Genomic DNA, 17,647 nt, shown 5'->3' with positions numbered 1-17,647 from the left:
CTAGGTGCCACCTGGGGCGCGTATTCCGCGCCCCGCACCGAAGGCCGCCGAAAGGCGGCATTCGGCCATCTGAAGATCCGCCCTCCACGGAAGGCCCCCGCATCCTGCTGGCCCTCCATCAGAAAAGAGAGACTGTCGTGGCTCGCACCACTCCCATCGAGCGTTACCGCAATTTCGGCATCATGGCGCACATCGACGCCGGCAAGACCACCACGTCCGAGCGCATCCTGTTCTACACCGGCGTCAGCCACAAGATCGGTGAAGTGCACGACGGTGCCGCGACCATGGACTGGATGGAGCAGGAGCAGGAGCGCGGCATCACCATCACGTCCGCCGCCACCACGGCGTTCTGGACCGGCATGGATAAGTCCTTGCCGCAGCACCGCTTCAACATCATCGACACCCCCGGCCACGTCGACTTCACCATCGAAGTCGAGCGCTCGCTGCGCGTGCTCGACGGTGCCGTGTTCGTGCTGTGCGCCGTCGGTGGCGTGCAGCCGCAGTCCGAGACCGTGTGGCGCCAGGCGAACAAGTACGCCGTGCCGCGCCTTGCATTCGTCAACAAGATGGACCGCACCGGTGCCGACTTCTTCAAGGTCGTCGACCAGCTGAAGACCCGCTTGGGCGCGTACCCCGTGCCGATGCAGGTGCCGGTCGGCGCCGAGGACGGCTTCGAGGGCGTCATCGACCTGCTGAAGATGAAGTACATCCATTGGGATGTCGCTTCCCAGGGCACCAAGTTCGAGTACCGCGACATTCCCGCCGAGCTGGCCGACAAGGCGGCGACGGACCGTGCCTTCATGGTGGAAGCCGCCGCTGAAGCCAGCGAAGAGCTGATGGACAAGTACCTCAATGAAGGCGACCTGTCCGAAGCCGAGATCATCGCCGGCCTGCGCGAGCGCACCCTGAAGGTCGAAGTGATCCCGGTTTACTGCGGCTCCGCGTTCAAGAACAAGGGCGTGCAGGCCATGCTCGACGGCGTGATCCAGCTGCTGCCGTCGCCGACCGATCGTCCGCCGGTGCAGGGCATCGACGAGAACGAGAAGGAAGACAGCCGCAAGGCGGGCGACAACGAGCCGTTCTCGGCGCTGGCGTTCAAGATCATGACGGATCCGTTCGTGGGTTCGCTGACGTTCTTCCGCGTCTACTCGGGCGTGCTGAACTCCGGCGACGCGGTGTACAACCCGGTCAAGTCGAAGAAGGAGCGCGTGGGTCGTATCCTGCAGATGCACTCCAATCAGCGCGACGAGATCAAGGAAGTGCGCGCGGGCGACATCGCGGCAGCCGTCGGCCTGAAGGACGTCACCACGGGTGACACGCTGTGCTCGCTCGACCACATCATCACCCTGGAGCGCATGGTGTTCCCGGAACCCGTCATCTCGATGGCGGTGGAGCCGAAGACCAAGTCCGACCAGGAGAAGATGGGTCTGGCCCTGGGTCGCCTCGCGCAGGAAGATCCCTCGTTCCGCGTCAAGACGGACGAAGAGTCCGGCCAGACGATCATCTCGGGCATGGGTGAGCTGCATCTGGAAATCCTGGTGGACCGCATGAAGCGCGAGTTCAACGTGGAAGCCAACGTCGGCAAGCCGCAGGTGGCCTACCGCGAGACCATCCGCAAGTCGGTCAAGCAGGACGGCAAGTTCGTGCGCCAGTCGGGCGGTCGCGGCCAGTACGGCCACATCGTCATCGAAATGTCGCCGGTCGAGCGCGGCGTGGGCTTCTCGTACGAAAGCGCCATCGTCGGTGGCGTCGTGCCGAAGGAATACGTTGCCGCTGCCGGTAAGGGCATCGAAGATGCCATGAAGAGCGGCCCGCTGGCCGGCTTCCCGGTGGTCGACATCGCCATCAAGGCCGTCGACGGTTCGTTCCATGACGTCGACTCCAACGAAATGGCGTTCAAGGTCGCCGGCTCGATGGCCTTCAAGGAAGCTTTCAGCAAGGCCCAACCGGTCCTGCTGGAGCCGATGATGAAGGTCGAGATCGTCACCCCGGAAGACTATCTGGGCGACGTGATGGGCGACGTGAGCCGTCGTCGCGGCATCCTGCAGGGCCAGGACGACAGTCCGTCCGGCAAGGTGATCGCCGCGATGGTGCCGCTGGGCGAAATGTTCGGCTACGCCACCACGCTGCGTTCGATGTCGCAGGGTCGCGCCACGTTCTCGATGGAGTTCGACCACTACGCGGAGGCGCCGGCCAACATTGCCGACGCGGTCGTCAAGAAGAACTAAGAGTTTGGGGCAGGGCGCTGCGGTTGCGGTGCCCTGCATTCCCGTCACGAATCACGCATAACAAGGTAGAAGACAATGGCAAAGGGTAAGTTCGAACGCACCAAGCCCCACGTGAACGTGGGCACGATTGGTCACGTTGACCACGGCAAGACGACGCTGACGGCGGCGCTGACGAAGATCGGCGCGGAGCGTTTCGGTGGCGAGTTCAAGGCCTATGACGCGATCGACGCGGCGCCGGAAGAGAAGGCGCGCGGCATCACGATCTCCACGGCCCACGTGGAATACGAATCCGCCTCGCGCCACTACGCGCACGTGGATTGCCCCGGCCACGCCGACTACGTGAAGAACATGATCACTGGTGCGGCCCAGATGGACGGCGCGATCCTGGTGTGTTCGGCCGCTGACGGCCCGATGCCGCAGACCCGCGAGCACATCCTGCTCTCGCGCCAGGTCGGCGTGCCGTACATCGTCGTGTTCCTGAACAAGGCCGACATGGTCGACGACGCCGAGCTGCTCGAGCTGGTCGAAATGGAAGTCCGTGAGCTGCTGAGCAAGTACGAATTCCCGGGCGACGACACCCCGATCATCTCGGGTTCGGCCCGTCTGGCGCTGGAAGGCGACCAGAGCGAAATCGGCGTGCCGGCGATCCTGAAGCTGGTCGATGCGCTGGATACCTGGATTCCGACCCCGGAGCGCGACGTCGACAAGCCGTTCCTGATGCCGGTGGAAGACGTGTTCTCGATCTCGGGCCGCGGCACCGTGGTGACCGGCCGTATCGAGCGCGGCGTGATCAAGGTGGGCGAGGAAATCGAAATCGTCGGTATCCGTCCGACCCAGAAGACCACGGTCACGGGTGTGGAAATGTTCCGCAAGCTGCTGGACCAGGGTCAGGCGGGCGACAACGCTGGTCTGCTGCTGCGCGGCACCAAGCGTGACGACGTGGAGCGCGGCCAGGTGCTGGCCAAGCCGGGTTCGATCACCCCGCACACCGAGTTCGAAGCCGAAGTCTACGTGCTGAGCAAGGATGAAGGCGGCCGTCACACCCCGTTCTTCAAGGGTTACCGTCCGCAGTTCTACTTCCGCACGACCGACATCACGGGCGCCGTGACCCTGCCGGAAGGCGTGGAAATGGTGATGCCGGGTGACAACATCAAGATGGTGGTCACCCTGATCAACCCGGTGGCGATGGACGAAGGCCTGCGTTTCGCGATCCGCGAAGGCGGCCGTACGGTCGGCGCCGGCGTGGTGGCCAAGATCATCAAGTAAGCCCCTGCGGTCCCGGCGAGGACTCGCCGGACAGCGACAAGGGCGGACCGGAACCTCGGTCCGCCTTTTGTTTGCAGAAAGTTCTTCGCCATTCGGGCGGAGATGCTGCAAAACAGCAAAACATGCGCTATGATGCGCGCCCCTTGAAAGCCGCTTGGCCCGATAGGAATCGCTTGATCCGCCAGCGCCCCCTGGGAGGCCGCTGGTAATACCGCGAAAAGAGGTGCAGGAAGCGCCTCGTGTTCGCCAGACACGGAGTGTCGCGTGCCTTCCTGCAGGCTTTCGAGCCGGGCAGGGCGCCCCGATGGTTGACGGGGTGTGTCACGCGTCCTATACTTTCATGTCTGGGCGGGCCGGTTTACCGGCCTGCCTAGTTTTTCAGGAAGATCCCCAGCCGATTCCGGCGCTGCCCGTCCGTGGAGTTCACGCGGCCGGTGGGGAGCTGGAACAGCTTGGACTAACCGGGGCAAGGCATCCCAGAGGCCGCGCCCGTCGCTCTTTAACGAAGGAAATTTCCGTCATGGCGGACCAAAAGATCCGAATCCGGCTCAAAGCGTACGATCATCGCCTGATCGACCGCTCGGCCAGCGAGATCGTCGAGACGGCCAAGCGGACCGGCGCGCAAGTGCGCGGCCCGATCCCGCTGCCGACCAAGATCGAGCGCTACACCATCCTGGTTTCCCCGCACGTCGACAAGGACGCGCGTGACCAGTACGAAACCCGCACGCACAAGCGCGTGCTCGACATCGTCGATCCCAACGACAAGACCGTGGACGCGCTGATGAAGCTCGAGCTCGCGGCTGGCGTCGACGTGCAGATCAAGCTGACCTGAGGCCCACGACCATGACCGCGAAGAAATATTCGTTGGGTCTCGTCGGCCGCAAGGCTGGCATGACCCGTGTGTTCACCGAAGATGGCAAGTCCATTCCGGTGACGCTGATCGAAGCTACCCCGAACCGCATCACCCAGATCAAGACCCCGGAAGCCGACGGCTACAGCGCCGTGCAGGTCGCCGTGGGCACCCGTCGCGCCTCGCTGATCACCAAGCCGGTCGCCGGTCACCTGGCCAAGGCCAAGGTCGAAGCCGGTCGTGGCCTGTGGGAGCTGCGCGTGGAAGCCGACAAGCTGGGCGACTTCACCGTCGGCGGCGAGATCAAGGCTGACATCTTTGAAGTCGGCCAGATCGTCGACGTCCAGGGCGTCACCAAGGGCAAGGGCTTCCAGGGCACCATCAAGCGCTGGAACTTCCGCATGGGCGACGCCACCCACGGTAACTCGCTGTCGCATCGCGCACCGGGTTCGCTGGGTCAGCGCCAGACGCCGGGTCGCGTGTTCCCGGGCAAGAAGATGTCGGGCCACATGGGTGCCGTGCAGCAGAGCACGCAGAACCTGGAAGTCGTCCGCGTGGACGCCGAGCGCGGCCTGATCGCCGTTCGCGGCGCCGTGCCGGGTGCGCCGGGTGGCGACGTGATCGTGCGTCCGGCGAGCAAGGGTTGAGGAGAACGACCATGGAACTAGCCATTACAGGTAGCGCCAACAAGCTGTCGGTCTCCGACGACGTGTTCGGCCGCGAGTTCAGCGAAGATCTGGTTCACCAGGTCGTCGTTGCCTACCGCAACGCCGGTCGTGCCGGCACCAAGGCGCAGAAGACGCGCGCCGAAGTGAACGGCACCACCAAGAAGTCCAAGAAGCAGAAGGGTGGCGGTGCTCGTCACGGTGCCCTGACCGCGCCGATCTTCGTCGGCGGCGGCGTGACCTTCGCGGCGAAGCCGCGCAGCTTCGCGCAGAAGGTCAACCGCAAGATGTACCGCGCGGCCATCAGCTCGATCCTGTCCGAGCTGAACCGCCAGAACCGCCTGAAGGTCGTGGAAGCGTTCGACGTGGACGCCACCAAGACCAGCGCCCTGGTTGAAAAGCTGAAGGGCCTGGATCTGGGTCAGCGTCCGCTGATCGTCACCGAGGATGCCTCCGAGCACCTGTACCTGTCCGCCCGCAACCTTCCCTACGTGGAAGTGCGCGACGTGCAGGGCCTGGACCCGGCGGCGCTGGTTGGTGCCGACTCCGTGCTGATCACGGCCGACGCCGTCAAGAAGATCGAGGAGTGGCTGGCATGATCAGCAACGAAAAGATTTTTGCCGTGCTGCGTGCTCCGCGCGTCTCCGAAAAGACCGTGCGCCTGCAGGAACTCTCCAACCAATACGTCTTCGAAGTCTCGAACGATGCCACCAAGGCCGATGTGAAGGCCGCGGTCGAGCAGCTGTTCGACGTCAAGGTCGAGACGGTCAACGTGGTCAACGTCAAGGGCAAGAACAAGTCCTTCCGTAACCGCGCCGGCCGCCGCGGCGACTGGCGCAAGGCGTACGTGCGTCTGGCCGATGGTCAGGCCATCGACGTGTCGGCCAAGGCCTGAGGTAGACCCACATGCCATTGATGAAATTCAAGCCCACCTCCCCCGGTCGCCGTTCGGCGGTCCGCGTGGTGACGCCCGACCTGCACAAGGGTGCTCCGCATGCTGCGCTGCTCGAGAAGCAGAGCAAGTCCGGCGGTCGCAACCACCACGGTCGCATCACCACCCGTCATATCGGCGGTGGCCATAAGCAGCATTACCGCATCATCGACTTCAAGCGCGACAAGGAAGGCATCCCGGCGCGCGTGGAGCGGATCGAATACGATCCCAACCGCACCGCGCACATCGCGCTGCTGTGCTACGTCGATGGCGAGCGTCGCTACATCATCGCCCCGAAGGGCCTGAAGGCCGGTGACCAGGTCATCGCCGGTAGCGATGCCCCGATCAAAGCTGGCAACACGCTGCCGCTGCGCAACATCCCGGTCGGTACGACGATCCACGGCATCGAGCTGAAGCCGGGCAAGGGCGCGCAGATCGCCCGCGCCGCTGGCGCCGCCGTGCAGCTGGTCGCTCGTGAGCAGGGCTTCGCCACGCTGCGTCTTCGCTCCGGCGAAATGCGCAAGGTGCAGGTCGAGTGCCGCGCCACGGTGGGCGAAGTCGGCAACGACGAGCACAGCCTGGAGAAGCTCGGCAAGGCCGGTGCCAAGCGCTGGCGCGGTGTCAAGCCGACCGTCCGCGGTGCGGCCATGAACCCCGTCGACCACCCGCACGGTGGTGGTGAGGCCAAGGCCGGCCAGGGCAACCCGCATCCGGTCACCCCGTGGGGTGTCCCGACCAAGGGTTACAAGACGCGCAAGAACAAGCGCACGCAGCAATTCATCGTCCGCGATCGTAGGGGCTAATCGACCATGGCACGTTCACTCAAGAAGGGCCCGTTCGTCGATCACCACCTCGTCAAGAAGGTGGAGGCCGCGGGCGGCAGCAAGAAGCCGATCAAGACTTGGTCGCGCCGTTCGATGATCCTGCCGGAAATGGTGGGCTTCACGATCGCCATTCACAACGGCAAGAACCACGTTCCGGTGCTGGTCAACGAGAACATGGTCGGCCACAAGCTCGGCGAATTTGCCGTCACCCGTACCTTCAAGGGTCACGGTGGCGACAAGAAAGCCGGCGGCAAGAAGTAAGGAGAGATGACCATGGAAGCGAAAGCCATCCTGCGCACCGCGCGCATCTCCCCCCAGAAGGCTCGCCTGGTCGCTGACCAGGTGCGTGGCCTGCCTGCCGAACGCGCTGTCAACCTGCTGAAGTTCTCGGACAAGAAGGCTGCCCACCTGATCAAGAAGGTCGTGGAGTCCGCCATCGCCAACGCCGAGAACAACCAGGGCGCCGACGTCGACGAGCTGAAGGTCAAGACCATCATGGTCGACGAAGGTCCGATGCTGAAGCGTTTCATGGCCCGCGCCAAGGGCCGTGGCACCCGCATTCTGAAGCGCACCAGCCACATCACCGTGGTCGTGGGCGAGGGCAAATAAGTATGGGTCACAAAGTTCATCCGACCGGTATCCGCCTGGGCATCGCCAAGGACTGGAATTCCAAGTGGTTCGCCAACAAGCGCGACTACGCCGACTACCTCGCCGCGGACCTCAAGGTGCGCGAGATGCTTCGCAAGAAGCTGGCGCAGGCGGGCATTTCCAAGATCCTGATCGAGCGTCCGGCCAAGACCGCCCGCGTGACCATCCACACCGCCCGTCCGGGCGTGGTGATCGGCAAGCGCGGTGAGGACATCGAGAAGCTGCGCAAGGAAGTGAGCGACCTGATGGGCGTCCCGGCGCACATCAACGTCACCGAAGTGCGCAAGCCCGAGCTGGACGCACAGCTTGTGGCCGAATCGATCGCGCAGCAGCTGGAACGCCGCATCATGTTCCGTCGCGCCATGAAGCGCGCCGTCGGCAACGCGATGCGCCTGGGTGCCCTGGGCATCAAGGTCAACGTGGCAGGCCGCTTGAACGGTGCGGAAATCGCCCGTTCGGAGTGGTACCGCGAAGGCCGCGTGCCGCTGCACACGCTGCGTGCCGACATCGATTACGGTTTTGCCGAGGCGAAGACCACCTACGGCATCATCGGCATCAAGGTGTGGGTCTACAAGGGCGAAATCTTCGATTTCAGCCAGGTGGGTCAGGAGAAGCAGGACGACGCGCGCCCCGAGCGCAGCGAACGTCCGTCGCGCCCGGCTCGTGACCGCGACGCGAGGTAATCAGTCATGTTGCAACCCAAGCGAACCAAGTACCGCAAGATGCACAAGGGCCGTAACGAAGGCCTGAGCTGGAGCGGAAACCTCGTCAGTTTCGGCGAGTACGGCCTGAAGGCCACGGCGCACGGTCAGCTGACCGCGCGCCAGATCGAAGCGGCCCGCCGCTCGATCAGCCGCTACGTGAAGCGCGGCGGCAAGATGTGGATCCGTGTGTTCCCCGACAAGCCGATCACCAAGAAGCCCATCGAAGTCCGAATGGGTTCGGGTAAGGGTAACGTCGAGTACTGGGTCGCCCAGATCCAGCCGGGCCGCATGATCTATGAAATCGAAGGCGTCAGCGAGGAAATCGCGCGCGAGGCGTTCCGCCTGGCCGCGGCCAAGCTGTCGGTCACCACCACTTTCGTGACCCGGACGGTGCGCTAATGGAACTCAAGCAACTCCGCGAGAAATCGGCTGACGAGCTGAAAGCCCACCTGACCGAGCTGCGCAAGGAGCAATTCTCCCTGCGCATGCAGAAGGTGACCGGCCAGCTGCCGAAGACGCATGAAACCCGCCGGGTCCGTCGCGAGATCGCTCGCGTCAAGACCCTGCTGGGCAGCCAGAAGTAAGGAGCGACCAAGATGAGCGATAACAAAGACAAAGCGCAACGCACCATCGAAGGCCGCGTCGTCAGCAACAAGATGGACAAGACGGTCACCATCCTGGTGGAGCGTCAGGTCAAGCACGCCCTGTACGGCAAGTACATCAAGCGTTCCACGAAGCTGCACGCGCACGACGCGGACAACAGCTGCAAGGAAGGCGACGTGGTGCGCGTGACCGAGATCGCCCCGATGTCCAAGACCAAGAACTGGCGCGTGGTGGAAATCATCACCCGCGCGGCTGAATAAAGGAGATCTGACTCATGATCCAGATGCAGAGCTACCTTGATGCAGCCGACAACTCCGGTGCCAAAGAACTGATGTGCATCAAGGTGCTGGGCGGCTCCAAGCGCCGTTACGCCGGCATCGGCGACATCATCAAGGTGACCGTCAAGGACGCCATCCCGCGTGGCAAGGTCAAGAAGGGCGAAGTCTACGACGCCGTGGTCGTGCGTACCCGCAAGGGTGTCCGCCGTCCCGATGGCTCGCTGATCCGCTTCGATGGCAACGCCGCCGTCCTGCTGAACAACAAGCAGGAGCCGATCGGTACCCGTATCTTCGGGCCCGTGACCCGCGAGCTGCGTTCCGAGAAGTTCATGAAGATCGTTTCGCTCGCGCCTGAAGTGCTCTGAGCGGAGGACATAGAAATGGCAAACCGTATCAAGAAGGGCGACCAGGTCGTCGTCACCGCCGGCAAGGACAAGGGCAAGAAGGGTGATGTGGTGCGTGTGGACGGCGACCGCGTGGTCGTGTCCAACGTCAACGTCGTCAAGCGCCACACCAAGCCGAACCCGCAGGCCGGTATCGCGGGTGGCGTGGTTGAGAGCGAGCGCTCGATCCACATCTCCAATGTCGCGCTGTTCAACCCGGCAACGGGCAAGGGCGAGCGTATCGGTTTCAAGGTGCTGGAGGATGGACGCAAACTGCGTGTGTTCCGCTCCAGCGGTGAGGCGCTCGACGCCTGAGGAATGAGGACATGACCACCCGTCTCGAAAAAATCTACAAGGAAGAAGTGGCGCCGGCTCTGATGAAGAAGTTTGGCTACACCAATCCGATGGAAGTGCCGAAGATCACCAAGATCACCATCAACATGGGTGTGGGTGAAGCGGCGACCAACAAGAAGATCCTGGAAAACGCCGTGGCCGACCTGGCCAAGATCACCGGCCAGAAGCCGATCACGACCAAGTCCCGCGTGTCGGTGGCTTCGTTCAAGATCCGCGATGGCTGGCCGATCGGCTGCAAGGTCACCCTGCGTCGCGCCAAGATGTACGAATTCCTGGATCGCCTGATCAGCATCTCGCTGCCGCGCGTCCGCGACTTCCGTGGCGTGTCCGGCCGTTCGTTCGACGGTCGCGGCAACTACAATATGGGCGTGAAGGAACAGATCATCTTCCCGGAAATCGACTTCGACGCCGTCGACGCGATCCGCGGCATGGATATCGCCATCACGACGACCGCCAAGAACGACGCCGAAGCCAAGGCGCTGCTCGAAGCGTTCAAGTTCCCGTTCCGCAACTGATTCGCTAGGAAAACGACATCATGGCAAAGACCTCGATGGTCAACCGCGACATCAAGCGGGAAAAGCTGGCCAAGCAGTACGCCGCCAAGCGTGACGCGCTGAAGAAGATCATCTCCAGCCAGAACGCCTCGTACGAAGAGAAGGCCGACGCGGTCGTCAAGCTGCAGAAGCTGCCGCGCGACTCCTCGCCGAGCCGCCAGCGCAACCGCTGCGAGCTGTCCGGTCGTTCGCGTGGCGTGTACCGCAAGTTCGGCCTGGGCCGCAACATGCTGCGCAAGGCCACCATGAACGGCGACGTCCCCGGCCTGCGCAAGGCCAGCTGGTAAGGACGCCAGGGGCGCCCGATACGGGCTCCCCCGTGGATTCAAGGACAAGTCCGGCACATGCCGGACTTGTTGTTGTACAATGTTCGGCTCCCGCGGCTTGGCCGGGGGAGGGTCGGGGAACCGGCCGCCCGCCTGGGGGATTCCAGGGACAACACAAGATTTTCGCGAAAGCGGATATCGGTGCTACTCATAAGGCAGACTCTAATGAGCATGACTGATCCCATCGCCGACATGCTGGTGCGCATTCGCAATGCCGCCGCTGTTGGCAAGCCGACGGTGAAGATGCCGTCCTCCAAGATCAAGACCTCGATCGCCAACGTCCTCAAGGCGGAAGGCTATGTCGGCGACGTCCGCGTGACGAAGACCGAGAACAACAAGGCCGAGCTCGAGATCGTCCTGAAGTATTTCGAAGGCAAGCCGGTCATCGAGAAGCTGAGCCGCGTGTCCCGTTCGGGCCTGCGCCAGTACCGTGGCAAGGCCGAGCTGCCCAAGGTCCTCGGTGGCCTGGGCGTCGCCATCATCTCCACCTCGAAGGGCATCATGACCGATGCGCAGGCCCGTGCGGCCGGCGTGGGTGGTGAAGTCCTGTGCTTCGTGGCCTAAGCGAAGGAGCCCAGACATGTCCCGCGTAGCCAAGAAGCCGATCAATCTCCCCAAGGGCGTCGAACTGAATGCCCAGGGTGAAACCCTCAACGTCAAGGGCCCGAAGGGCACCCTGTCCATCGCCAAGCCGGCCGGCGTCGAACTGAACGTCGACAACGGTACGGTAAACCTGTCGCCGGTCACCCCGGCCGACGACGCCATCACCGGCACCATCCGCGCGATCCTGGCCAACATGGTCAAGGGCGTCTCGGACGGTTTCGAGCGCAAGCTCGAGCTGGTCGGCGTGGGTTACCGCGCCGCGATGCAGGGCAAGGACCTGAACCTGTCGCTGGGTTTCTCCCACCCGATCCTGTTCAAGACGCCGGAAGGCATCACCATCGTCACCCCGACCCAGACCGAAATCCTGGTGCAGGGCGCCGACAAGCAGCGCGTTGGTGAAGTGGCCGCCAAGATCCGCGGTTTCCGTCCGCCGGAACCCTACAAGGGCAAGGGCGTGAAGTACTCCGACGAAACCATCATCCGCAAGGAAGCGAAGAAGGCCTAACCGGGCTTTCGGCTTCGAGGAACCAGATCATGAGCATCAAGAACACCGCCCGCCTGCGCCGTGCCAAGTCGACCCGCGCGCACATCCGCGAACTCGGCGTGCCGCGCCTGTCGGTGCTGCGCACCGGCCAGCACATCTACGCCCAGTTGTTCACCGCCGATGGCTCGAAGGTCATCGCGTCGGCCAACACGCTGCAGGCCGATGTGAAGGATGGCCTGAAGAACGGCAAGAACAGCGATGCCGCTGCCCGCGTGGGCAAGGTCATCGCCGAGCGCGCCAAGGCCGAAGGCATCGAGAAGATCGCGTTCGACCGCTCGGGTTACCGCTACCACGGCCGCATCAAGGCCCTGGCCGACGCGGCCCGCGAAGGCGGCCTGCAGTTCTAATCTTGAAAGGCATGGGGGCGACCCCATGCCTTGACCTGCCGGCGCGGGTAGCGCCGGGCACGGTCGCTCTTCTGCAGCGGCCGTTGCGTCACCGCTCCACACCACAACCATAAGCGGCCAAGCCGTACATACCTCAACAACCAAGGAATTCAAGCAATGGCAGAAGAACGTCAGTCGCGAGGTCGCGATCGCGACCGTAACCGCGAAGAGAAAGTCGACGACGGCATGATCGAGAAGCTGGTCGCGGTCAACCGCGTCAGCAAGACCGTCAAGGGCGGTCGCCAGTTCACCTTCACCGCACTGACGGTGGTGGGTGACGGCAACGGCAAGATCGGTTTCGGCTACGGCAAGGCACGCGAAGTGCCGGTCGCCATCCAGAAGTCGATGGAATATGCCCGCAAGGGCATGCTGAACGTCGATCTGAACAATGGCACCCTGTGGCATCCGGTGAAGGCCGGCCACGGCGCGGCGCGCGTGTTCATGCAGCCGGCGTCGGAAGGTACGGGCGTGATCGCCGGCGGCGCCATGCGCGCCGTGCTGGAAGCGGTGGGCGTGAAGAACGTGCTGGCCAAGGCCGTCGGTTCGCGCAACCCGATCAACCTGGTGCGCGCCACGCTGAAGGGCCTGAGCGACATGCAGTCGCCGACCCGCATTGCGGCCAAGCGCGGCAAGAAGGTGGAGGAACTCCTCAATGGCTAATGAGTCCAACAAGACCGTCAAGGTGCGCCTGGTGCGCGGCCTGCGTGGTTCCCAGTCGCGTCACCGCCTGTCGGTGAAGGCGCTGGGCCTGAACAAGCTCAACGATGTGCGTGAACTGAAGGACAGCCCGCAGGTGCGCGGTCTGATCGCCAAGGTTCACTACCTCGTCAAGGTCGAGGAGTAATCAACATGCGTCTCAACACACTGAAGCCCGCCGATGGCGCCCGCACCGAACGCACTCGCGTCGGCCGTGGTATCGGTTCCGGCCTGGGCAAGACCGCGGGCCGCGGTCACAAGGGTTCGTTCGCCCGCGCCGGTAAGGGCAAGATCAAGGCGAAGTTCGAAGGCGGCCAGATGCCGCTGATCAAGCGTCTGCCGAAGGTCGGTTTCCGCTCCAAGCTGAAGCTGGATTGCGCCGAAGTGCTGTCGTACCAGCTCGAGAAGCTGGAAGCCGGCGAGATCGACTTCGCTGCGCTGCGTGCCGCCAAGCTGGTGCCCAGCACCGCCAAGCGCGCCAAGATCGTCAAGAAGGGCGAGCTGACCAAGAAGTTCGTGCTGAAGGGCGTGGCCGCCACGGCCGGTGCCAAGGCCGCCATCGAGGCTGCCGGCGGCAGCGTGCAGGAGTAACGGACGCATGGCGCAGGGTAATGCCGCCGGTGCACTGGCAGGCGCAGGCAAGTTCACCGAACTCCGCCAGCGCCTGCTGTTCGTCCTGGGTGCGCTGATCGTCTACCGGATCGGCTGTTTCATCCCGGTCCCGGGCGTCAATCCCGATGCCATGCTTGCGATGATGCAGGCGCAGGGCGGCGGCATCGTGGACATGTTCAACATGTTCTCGGGCGGCGCCCTGCACCGTTTCAGCATCTTCGCGCTGAACGTCATGCCCTACATCTCGGCGTCGATCGTGATGCAGCTGGGCGTTCACATCTTCCCCAGCCTGAAGGCGCTGCAGAAGGAAGGCGAGTCCGGTCGTCGCAAGATCACCCAGTACTCGCGCATCGGCGCAGTGCTGCTGGCGATCGTGCAAGGCGGCAGTATCGCCACCGCGCTGCAGAACCAGGTTGCACCGGGCGGTATGCCGGTGGTCTACGCGCCGGGCATGGGCTTCGTGCTGACGGCCGTCGTAGCGCTGACGGCCGGTACCATCTTCCTGATGTGGATCGGCGAGCAGGTCACCGAGCGCGGTATCGGCAACGGTGTTTCGCTGATCATCTTCGCGGGTATCGTCGCGGGCCTGCCGGGTGCGGTCATCCAGACCGTCGGTGCCTTCCGCGACGGCACGCTGAGCTTCATCTCGTTGCTGATCATTGCTGTGGTGGTGCTGGCGTTCACGTTCCTGGTGGTGTTCGTGGAGCGCGGACAGCGACGGATCACGGTGAATTACGCGCGCCGCCAGGGCGGTCGCAACGCGTACATGAACCAGACCTCGTTCCTGCCGCTGAAGCTCAACATGGCTGGCGTGATCCCGCCGATCTTCGCCTCCAGCATCCTGGCCTTCCCGGCCACGCTGGCGATGTGGTCCGGCCAGAACAGTGGCGCGACGACGTGGCTGCAGCGCATCTCCAATGCGCTGGCTCCAGGTGAGCCGCTGCACATGATCGTGTTCGCGGCGATGATCATCGGCTTCGCGTTCTTCTACACGGCGCTGGTGTTCAACTCGCAGGAAACGGCCGAGAACCTGAAAAAGTCGGGTGCGCTGATTCCGGGCATCCGTCCCGGCAAGGCCACGGCCGACTACGTCGACGGCGTGCTGACGCGCCTGACGGCGATCGGTTCTATGTACCTGGTCGCAGTCTGCCTGCTGCCCGAAGTGATGCGCACGCAGCTGAACACCTCGTTCTACTTCGGCGGCACGTCGCTGCTGATCGTGGTGGTGGTGGTGATGGACTTCATTGCGCAGATCCAGGCGCACCTGATGTCGCACCAGTACGAGAGCCTGCTGAAGAAGGCCAATCTGAAGGGCGGTTCGCGGGGCGGTCTTGCCCCCCGCGGCTGAGGTATAATCGCGGGCTTCCCGCACCAGTCCGGCCCTCATGGCCGGCTGACTTAGATGGGCGGCCCCCGCAGCGATCCGGTGCGGGGGTGTGAGCCAGCCAGTCCCGCGCCAGAGTAGCGCGGGCGGGGAGAGCAGGGGGAAACCCCGGTTCTCCACCAGGCAGGCTTCGGCGCCGGAGCATGGGCACACTCCCCATGCCGGTCCGCTGTCGGCTCCGCCGGCACGGGCTTCCTGTAAACACCGGATCTTGTTAGAATTTCCAGTTCACTCCGCCTGTCTGCGCGAATCCCGCCCGGGATGACCGTACACGGGCCAATACTCACAGTTGGAGAGCCGCGTCATGGCGCGTATTGCAGGTGTCAACCTGCCTGCCCAGAAGCATGTCTGGGTCGGTTTGCAAAGCATCTACGGCATTGGCCGTACCCGTTCCAAGAAGGTCTGCGAAGCCGCTGGCGTCGTATCGACCACCAAGATCCGCGACCTGTCGGAGCCGGAAGTCGAGCGCTTGCGCGCCGAAGTCGGTAAGTACGTGGTCGAGGGCGACCTGCGCCGTGAAGTCGGCATCGCGATCAAGCGCCTGATGGATCTGGGTTGCTATCGCGGTCTGCGCCACCGTCGCGGCCTGCCGCTGCGTGGCCAGCGCACCCGCACCAATGCCCGCACCCGCAAGGGTCCGCGCAAAGCCATCAAGAAGTAAGGGGCGACCATCATGGCCAAGCCAGCTGCTGCCAAAGTCAAGAAGAAGATCAAGCGCGTCATCACCGATGGCGTTGCCCACGTCCACGCTTCTTTCAACAACACCATCGTCACCATCACCGACCGCCAGGGCAATGCGCTCTCGTGGGCGACCTCGGGTGGTGCCGGTTTCCGCGGTTCCCGCAAGTCCACGCCGTTCGCGGCGCAGGTCGCTGCCGAAAAGGCCGGCCGTGCCGCTCTGGACTATGGCGTGAAGTCGCTGGAAGTCCGCATCAAGGGCCCGGGTCCGGGTCGTGAGTCGGCCGTGCGTTCGTTGAACAACGTGGGCTACAAGATCACCAACATCATCGACGTGACGCCGATCCCGCACAACGGGTGCCGTCCGCCGAAAAAGCGTCGCGTCTAAGGGGGCGATAAGAAATGGCTCGTTATATCGGTCCTACCTGTAAGCTCGCGCGCCGCGAGGGCGCCGACCTGTCGCTCAAGAGCCCGGCCCGTGCGCTGGACTCCAAGTGCAAGCTGGAGCAGAAGCCCGGCCAGCACGGCGCCACCGCCCGCAAGGGCAAGCTGTCCGACTACGCCACCCAGCTGCGTGAAAAGCAGAAGGTCAAGCGTATCTACGGCCTGCTGGAGCGTCAGTTCCGCAACTACTACAAGAAGGCCTCGACCAAGAAGGGCAACACCGGCGAGAACCTGCTGCAGCTGCTGGAAACCCGTCTCGACAACGTCATCTACCGCATGGGCTTCGCCGTGACCCGTCCGGCCGCTCGCCAGCTGGTCTCGCACCGTGGCGTGCTGGTCAACGGCAAGCCGGTCAACCTGCCGTCCTACCAGGTCAAGGCCGGTGATGCGATCGCGCTGTCCGAGAAGGCCCAGAAGCAGCTCCGCGTGCAGGAGTCGCTGACGGTTGCCGAGCAGCTCGACCTGAACCCGTCGTGGGTTGAAGTCGACGCGAAGAAGTTCAGCGGCGTGTTCAAGGCGGTTCCGGCGCGTTCGGACCTGCCCGCCGACATCAACGAAGCGCTGATCGTCGAGTTGTACTCGAAGTAATTCATTCACGCACCCCCGGGCGACCGGGGGACCGCAGGAGACAAAGCAACATGACGGGTATTACTCAGCAAGTGCTGCGCCCCCGCGGCCCGCAGATCGAGCGCCTGACCGGCAATCGCGCGAAGGTGGTCATCGAACCGCTGGAGCGTGGTTACGGCCATACGCTCGGCAATGCGTTGCGCCGCGTGCTGCTGTCGTCGATCCCCGGCTTCGCGATCACCGAAGTCGAGATCGATGGCGTGCTGCACGAATACAGCACCATCGAAGGCATGCAGGAAGACGTGCTGGAAGTGCTGTTGAACCTGAAGGATGTGGCCATCCGCATCCATAGCGGCGACTCCTCCACGCTGAGCCTGGCCAAGCAGGGCCCGGGCGTGGTCACCGCCGGCGACATCAAGACCGACCACAACGTCGAAATCCTGAATCCGGAACTGGTCATCTGCAACCTGACCAAGGACACGGCGCTGAACATGCGCCTGAAGATCGAGCGTGGTTTCGGCTACCAGCCGGCCGCCGCCCGTCGTCGTCCGGACGAAGAAACCCGTGCGATCGGTCGCCTGGTGCTGGACGCCTCGTTCTCGCCGGTACGCCGCGTCGCGTACGCGGTGGAAGCCGCGCGCGTCGAGCAGCGCACCGACCTGGACAAGCTGGTCCTGGACATCGAAACCAACGGCACGATCGACGCCGAGGAAGCCGTGCGCACCGCCGCCGACATCCTCAGCGACCAGCTGTCGGTGTTCGGTGACTTCACGCACCGCGACCGCGGCGCACCGAAGCAGGCTGCCAGCGGCGTGGATCCGGTGCTGCTGCGCCCGATCGACGACCTGGAGCTGACGGTACGTTCGGCCAACTGCCTGAAGGCCGAGAGCATCTACTACATCGGCGACCTGATCCAGAAGACGGAAGTCGAACTGCTCAAGACCCCGAACCTCGGCAAGAAGTCGCTGACCGAGATCAAGGAAGTCCTGGCACAGCGTGGTCTGTCCCTGGGCATGAAGCTGGAGAACTGGCCGCCGGCCGGTGTCGCCCAGCACGGCATGCTCGGCTGATGAAGTAACAAGGAACTCCCGCGTTCGCGCGGGAGTTCCGCTGTTTCAA

28 protein-coding genes are annotated in these 17,647 nt (G+C 63.8%); all 28 read left to right on the top strand.

Annotation, left to right across the window (positions count from 1 at the left end):
• The first annotated feature begins 137 nt into the window (after positions 1 to 137).
• The 28 genes from fusA (at position 138) to rpoA (ending at position 17,598) form a co-directional block, all read left to right on the top strand.
• A complete protein-coding gene (gene fusA, locus IB225_RS05035) occupies positions 138 to 2,228 on the top strand; it encodes an elongation factor G (RefSeq protein WP_192310115.1) in 2,091 nt (696 codons plus the stop codon).
• Positions 2,229 to 2,303: 75 nt separating this feature from the next.
• Complete coding sequence (tuf, locus tag IB225_RS05030; RefSeq protein WP_192272445.1) at positions 2,304 to 3,494, top strand: elongation factor Tu; 1,191 nt, start codon at positions 2,304 to 2,306, stop codon at positions 3,492 to 3,494.
• A gap of 520 nt (positions 3,495 to 4,014) precedes the next feature.
• Positions 4,015 to 4,326, top strand: a complete 312-nt coding sequence (gene rpsJ / locus IB225_RS05025; RefSeq protein ID WP_027070119.1) for a 30S ribosomal protein S10 — start codon at positions 4,015 to 4,017, stop codon at positions 4,324 to 4,326.
• 11 nt (positions 4,327 to 4,337) lie between these two features.
• Complete coding sequence (gene rplC, locus IB225_RS05020; protein WP_192310114.1) at positions 4,338 to 4,991, top strand: 50S ribosomal protein L3; 654 nt, start codon at positions 4,338 to 4,340, stop codon at positions 4,989 to 4,991.
• 11 nt (positions 4,992 to 5,002) lie between these two features.
• Complete coding sequence (gene rplD / locus IB225_RS05015; protein WP_192310113.1) at positions 5,003 to 5,608, top strand: 50S ribosomal protein L4; 606 nt, start codon at positions 5,003 to 5,005, stop codon at positions 5,606 to 5,608.
• Positions 5,605 to 5,904, top strand: a complete 300-nt coding sequence (gene rplW, locus IB225_RS05010) for a 50S ribosomal protein L23 (RefSeq protein ID WP_055941273.1) — start codon at positions 5,605 to 5,607, stop codon at positions 5,902 to 5,904. Before rplD ends, rplW begins: the two co-directional genes overlap by 4 nt.
• 11 nt (positions 5,905 to 5,915) lie before the next feature.
• Complete coding sequence (rplB, locus tag IB225_RS05005; RefSeq protein ID WP_192310112.1) at positions 5,916 to 6,743, top strand: 50S ribosomal protein L2; 828 nt, start codon at positions 5,916 to 5,918, stop codon at positions 6,741 to 6,743.
• Positions 6,744 to 6,749: 6 nt separating this feature from the next.
• Complete coding sequence (rpsS, locus tag IB225_RS05000) at positions 6,750 to 7,025, top strand: 30S ribosomal protein S19 (RefSeq protein WP_055941277.1); 276 nt, start codon at positions 6,750 to 6,752, stop codon at positions 7,023 to 7,025.
• 12 nt (positions 7,026 to 7,037) lie between these two features.
• The gene (gene rplV, locus IB225_RS04995; RefSeq protein WP_055943295.1) at positions 7,038 to 7,373 is read left to right on the top strand and encodes a 50S ribosomal protein L22; all 336 of its coding nucleotides are present in this window, start codon (positions 7,038 to 7,040) and stop codon (positions 7,371 to 7,373) included.
• 2 nt (positions 7,374 to 7,375) lie between these two features.
• Complete coding sequence (gene rpsC, locus IB225_RS04990; RefSeq protein ID WP_056878821.1) at positions 7,376 to 8,095, top strand: 30S ribosomal protein S3; 720 nt, start codon at positions 7,376 to 7,378, stop codon at positions 8,093 to 8,095.
• Positions 8,096 to 8,101: 6 nt separating this feature from the next.
• Complete coding sequence (rplP, locus tag IB225_RS04985; protein WP_097121890.1) at positions 8,102 to 8,515, top strand: 50S ribosomal protein L16; 414 nt, start codon at positions 8,102 to 8,104, stop codon at positions 8,513 to 8,515.
• Positions 8,515 to 8,700 (top strand): 50S ribosomal protein L29, encoded by a 186-nt coding sequence (gene rpmC, locus IB225_RS04980; RefSeq protein WP_055941284.1) that lies wholly within the window; start codon positions 8,515 to 8,517, stop codon positions 8,698 to 8,700. Before rplP ends, rpmC begins: the two co-directional genes overlap by 1 nt.
• A 12-nt stretch (positions 8,701 to 8,712) precedes the next feature.
• Positions 8,713 to 8,979 carry a 30S ribosomal protein S17 gene (gene rpsQ, locus IB225_RS04975; RefSeq protein WP_055941286.1) on the top strand — a complete coding sequence of 89 codons (267 nt, stop codon included), beginning with the start codon at positions 8,713 to 8,715 and terminating at the stop codon, positions 8,977 to 8,979.
• Between the two features lie 14 nt (positions 8,980 to 8,993).
• Complete coding sequence (rplN, locus tag IB225_RS04970) at positions 8,994 to 9,362, top strand: 50S ribosomal protein L14 (protein ID WP_013535986.1); 369 nt, start codon at positions 8,994 to 8,996, stop codon at positions 9,360 to 9,362.
• A 15-nt stretch (positions 9,363 to 9,377) separates the two neighbouring features.
• On the top strand, positions 9,378 to 9,695 hold the full coding sequence (gene rplX, locus IB225_RS04965; RefSeq protein WP_162338026.1) for a 50S ribosomal protein L24: 318 nt from the start codon (positions 9,378 to 9,380) through the stop codon (positions 9,693 to 9,695).
• Between the two features lie 11 nt (positions 9,696 to 9,706).
• Positions 9,707 to 10,249: a 50S ribosomal protein L5 gene (gene rplE, locus IB225_RS04960; RefSeq protein WP_055941290.1), complete on the top strand. Its 543-nt coding sequence runs from the start codon at positions 9,707 to 9,709 to the stop codon at positions 10,247 to 10,249.
• 20 nt (positions 10,250 to 10,269) lie between these two features.
• A complete protein-coding gene (gene rpsN, locus IB225_RS04955; protein WP_062352415.1) occupies positions 10,270 to 10,575 on the top strand; it encodes a 30S ribosomal protein S14 in 306 nt (101 codons plus the stop codon).
• A 204-nt stretch (positions 10,576 to 10,779) separates the two neighbouring features.
• A complete protein-coding gene (gene rpsH / locus IB225_RS04950; protein ID WP_093296356.1) occupies positions 10,780 to 11,178 on the top strand; it encodes a 30S ribosomal protein S8 in 399 nt (132 codons plus the stop codon).
• Between the two features lie 16 nt (positions 11,179 to 11,194).
• Positions 11,195 to 11,722 (top strand): 50S ribosomal protein L6, encoded by a 528-nt coding sequence (rplF, locus tag IB225_RS04945; RefSeq protein WP_062352408.1) that lies wholly within the window; start codon positions 11,195 to 11,197, stop codon positions 11,720 to 11,722.
• A gap of 29 nt (positions 11,723 to 11,751) precedes the next feature.
• The gene (gene rplR, locus IB225_RS04940) at positions 11,752 to 12,108 is read left to right on the top strand and encodes a 50S ribosomal protein L18 (RefSeq protein WP_055941298.1); all 357 of its coding nucleotides are present in this window, start codon (positions 11,752 to 11,754) and stop codon (positions 12,106 to 12,108) included.
• Positions 12,109 to 12,264: 156 nt separating this feature from the next.
• A complete protein-coding gene (gene rpsE / locus IB225_RS04935) occupies positions 12,265 to 12,807 on the top strand; it encodes a 30S ribosomal protein S5 (protein ID WP_192272439.1) in 543 nt (180 codons plus the stop codon).
• Positions 12,800 to 12,991: a 50S ribosomal protein L30 gene (gene rpmD, locus IB225_RS04930; protein ID WP_055941302.1), complete on the top strand. Its 192-nt coding sequence runs from the start codon at positions 12,800 to 12,802 to the stop codon at positions 12,989 to 12,991. Before rpsE ends, rpmD begins: the two co-directional genes overlap by 8 nt.
• Positions 12,991 to 13,434, top strand: a complete 444-nt coding sequence (rplO, locus tag IB225_RS04925) for a 50S ribosomal protein L15 (RefSeq protein ID WP_082563251.1) — start codon at positions 12,991 to 12,993, stop codon at positions 13,432 to 13,434. The genes rpmD and rplO overlap by 1 nt, the downstream gene beginning before the upstream one ends.
• 7 nt (positions 13,435 to 13,441) lie before the next feature.
• The gene (secY, locus tag IB225_RS04920; protein WP_192310111.1) at positions 13,442 to 14,803 is read left to right on the top strand and encodes a preprotein translocase subunit SecY; all 1,362 of its coding nucleotides are present in this window, start codon (positions 13,442 to 13,444) and stop codon (positions 14,801 to 14,803) included.
• 340 nt (positions 14,804 to 15,143) lie between these two features.
• A complete protein-coding gene (rpsM, locus tag IB225_RS04915) occupies positions 15,144 to 15,500 on the top strand; it encodes a 30S ribosomal protein S13 (RefSeq protein ID WP_056878872.1) in 357 nt (118 codons plus the stop codon).
• A 12-nt stretch (positions 15,501 to 15,512) separates the two neighbouring features.
• Complete coding sequence (gene rpsK / locus IB225_RS04910; RefSeq protein ID WP_055941307.1) at positions 15,513 to 15,905, top strand: 30S ribosomal protein S11; 393 nt, start codon at positions 15,513 to 15,515, stop codon at positions 15,903 to 15,905.
• 14 nt (positions 15,906 to 15,919) lie between these two features.
• Positions 15,920 to 16,549 carry a 30S ribosomal protein S4 gene (rpsD, locus tag IB225_RS04905; RefSeq protein WP_055941309.1) on the top strand — a complete coding sequence of 210 codons (630 nt, stop codon included), beginning with the start codon at positions 15,920 to 15,922 and terminating at the stop codon, positions 16,547 to 16,549.
• A gap of 50 nt (positions 16,550 to 16,599) precedes the next feature.
• Complete coding sequence (rpoA, locus tag IB225_RS04900) at positions 16,600 to 17,598, top strand: DNA-directed RNA polymerase subunit alpha (RefSeq protein ID WP_056878832.1); 999 nt, start codon at positions 16,600 to 16,602, stop codon at positions 17,596 to 17,598.
• The last annotated feature ends 49 nt before the right edge of the window (positions 17,599 to 17,647 follow it).

It is taken from the genome of Pseudoxanthomonas sp. PXM02, assembly GCF_014851805.1.
GTDB lineage: Bacteria > Pseudomonadota > Gammaproteobacteria > Xanthomonadales > Xanthomonadaceae > Pseudoxanthomonas_A.
Note: the sequence above shows the minus strand (reverse complement) of the source record. Positions and strands in the feature narration are given on the sequence as shown.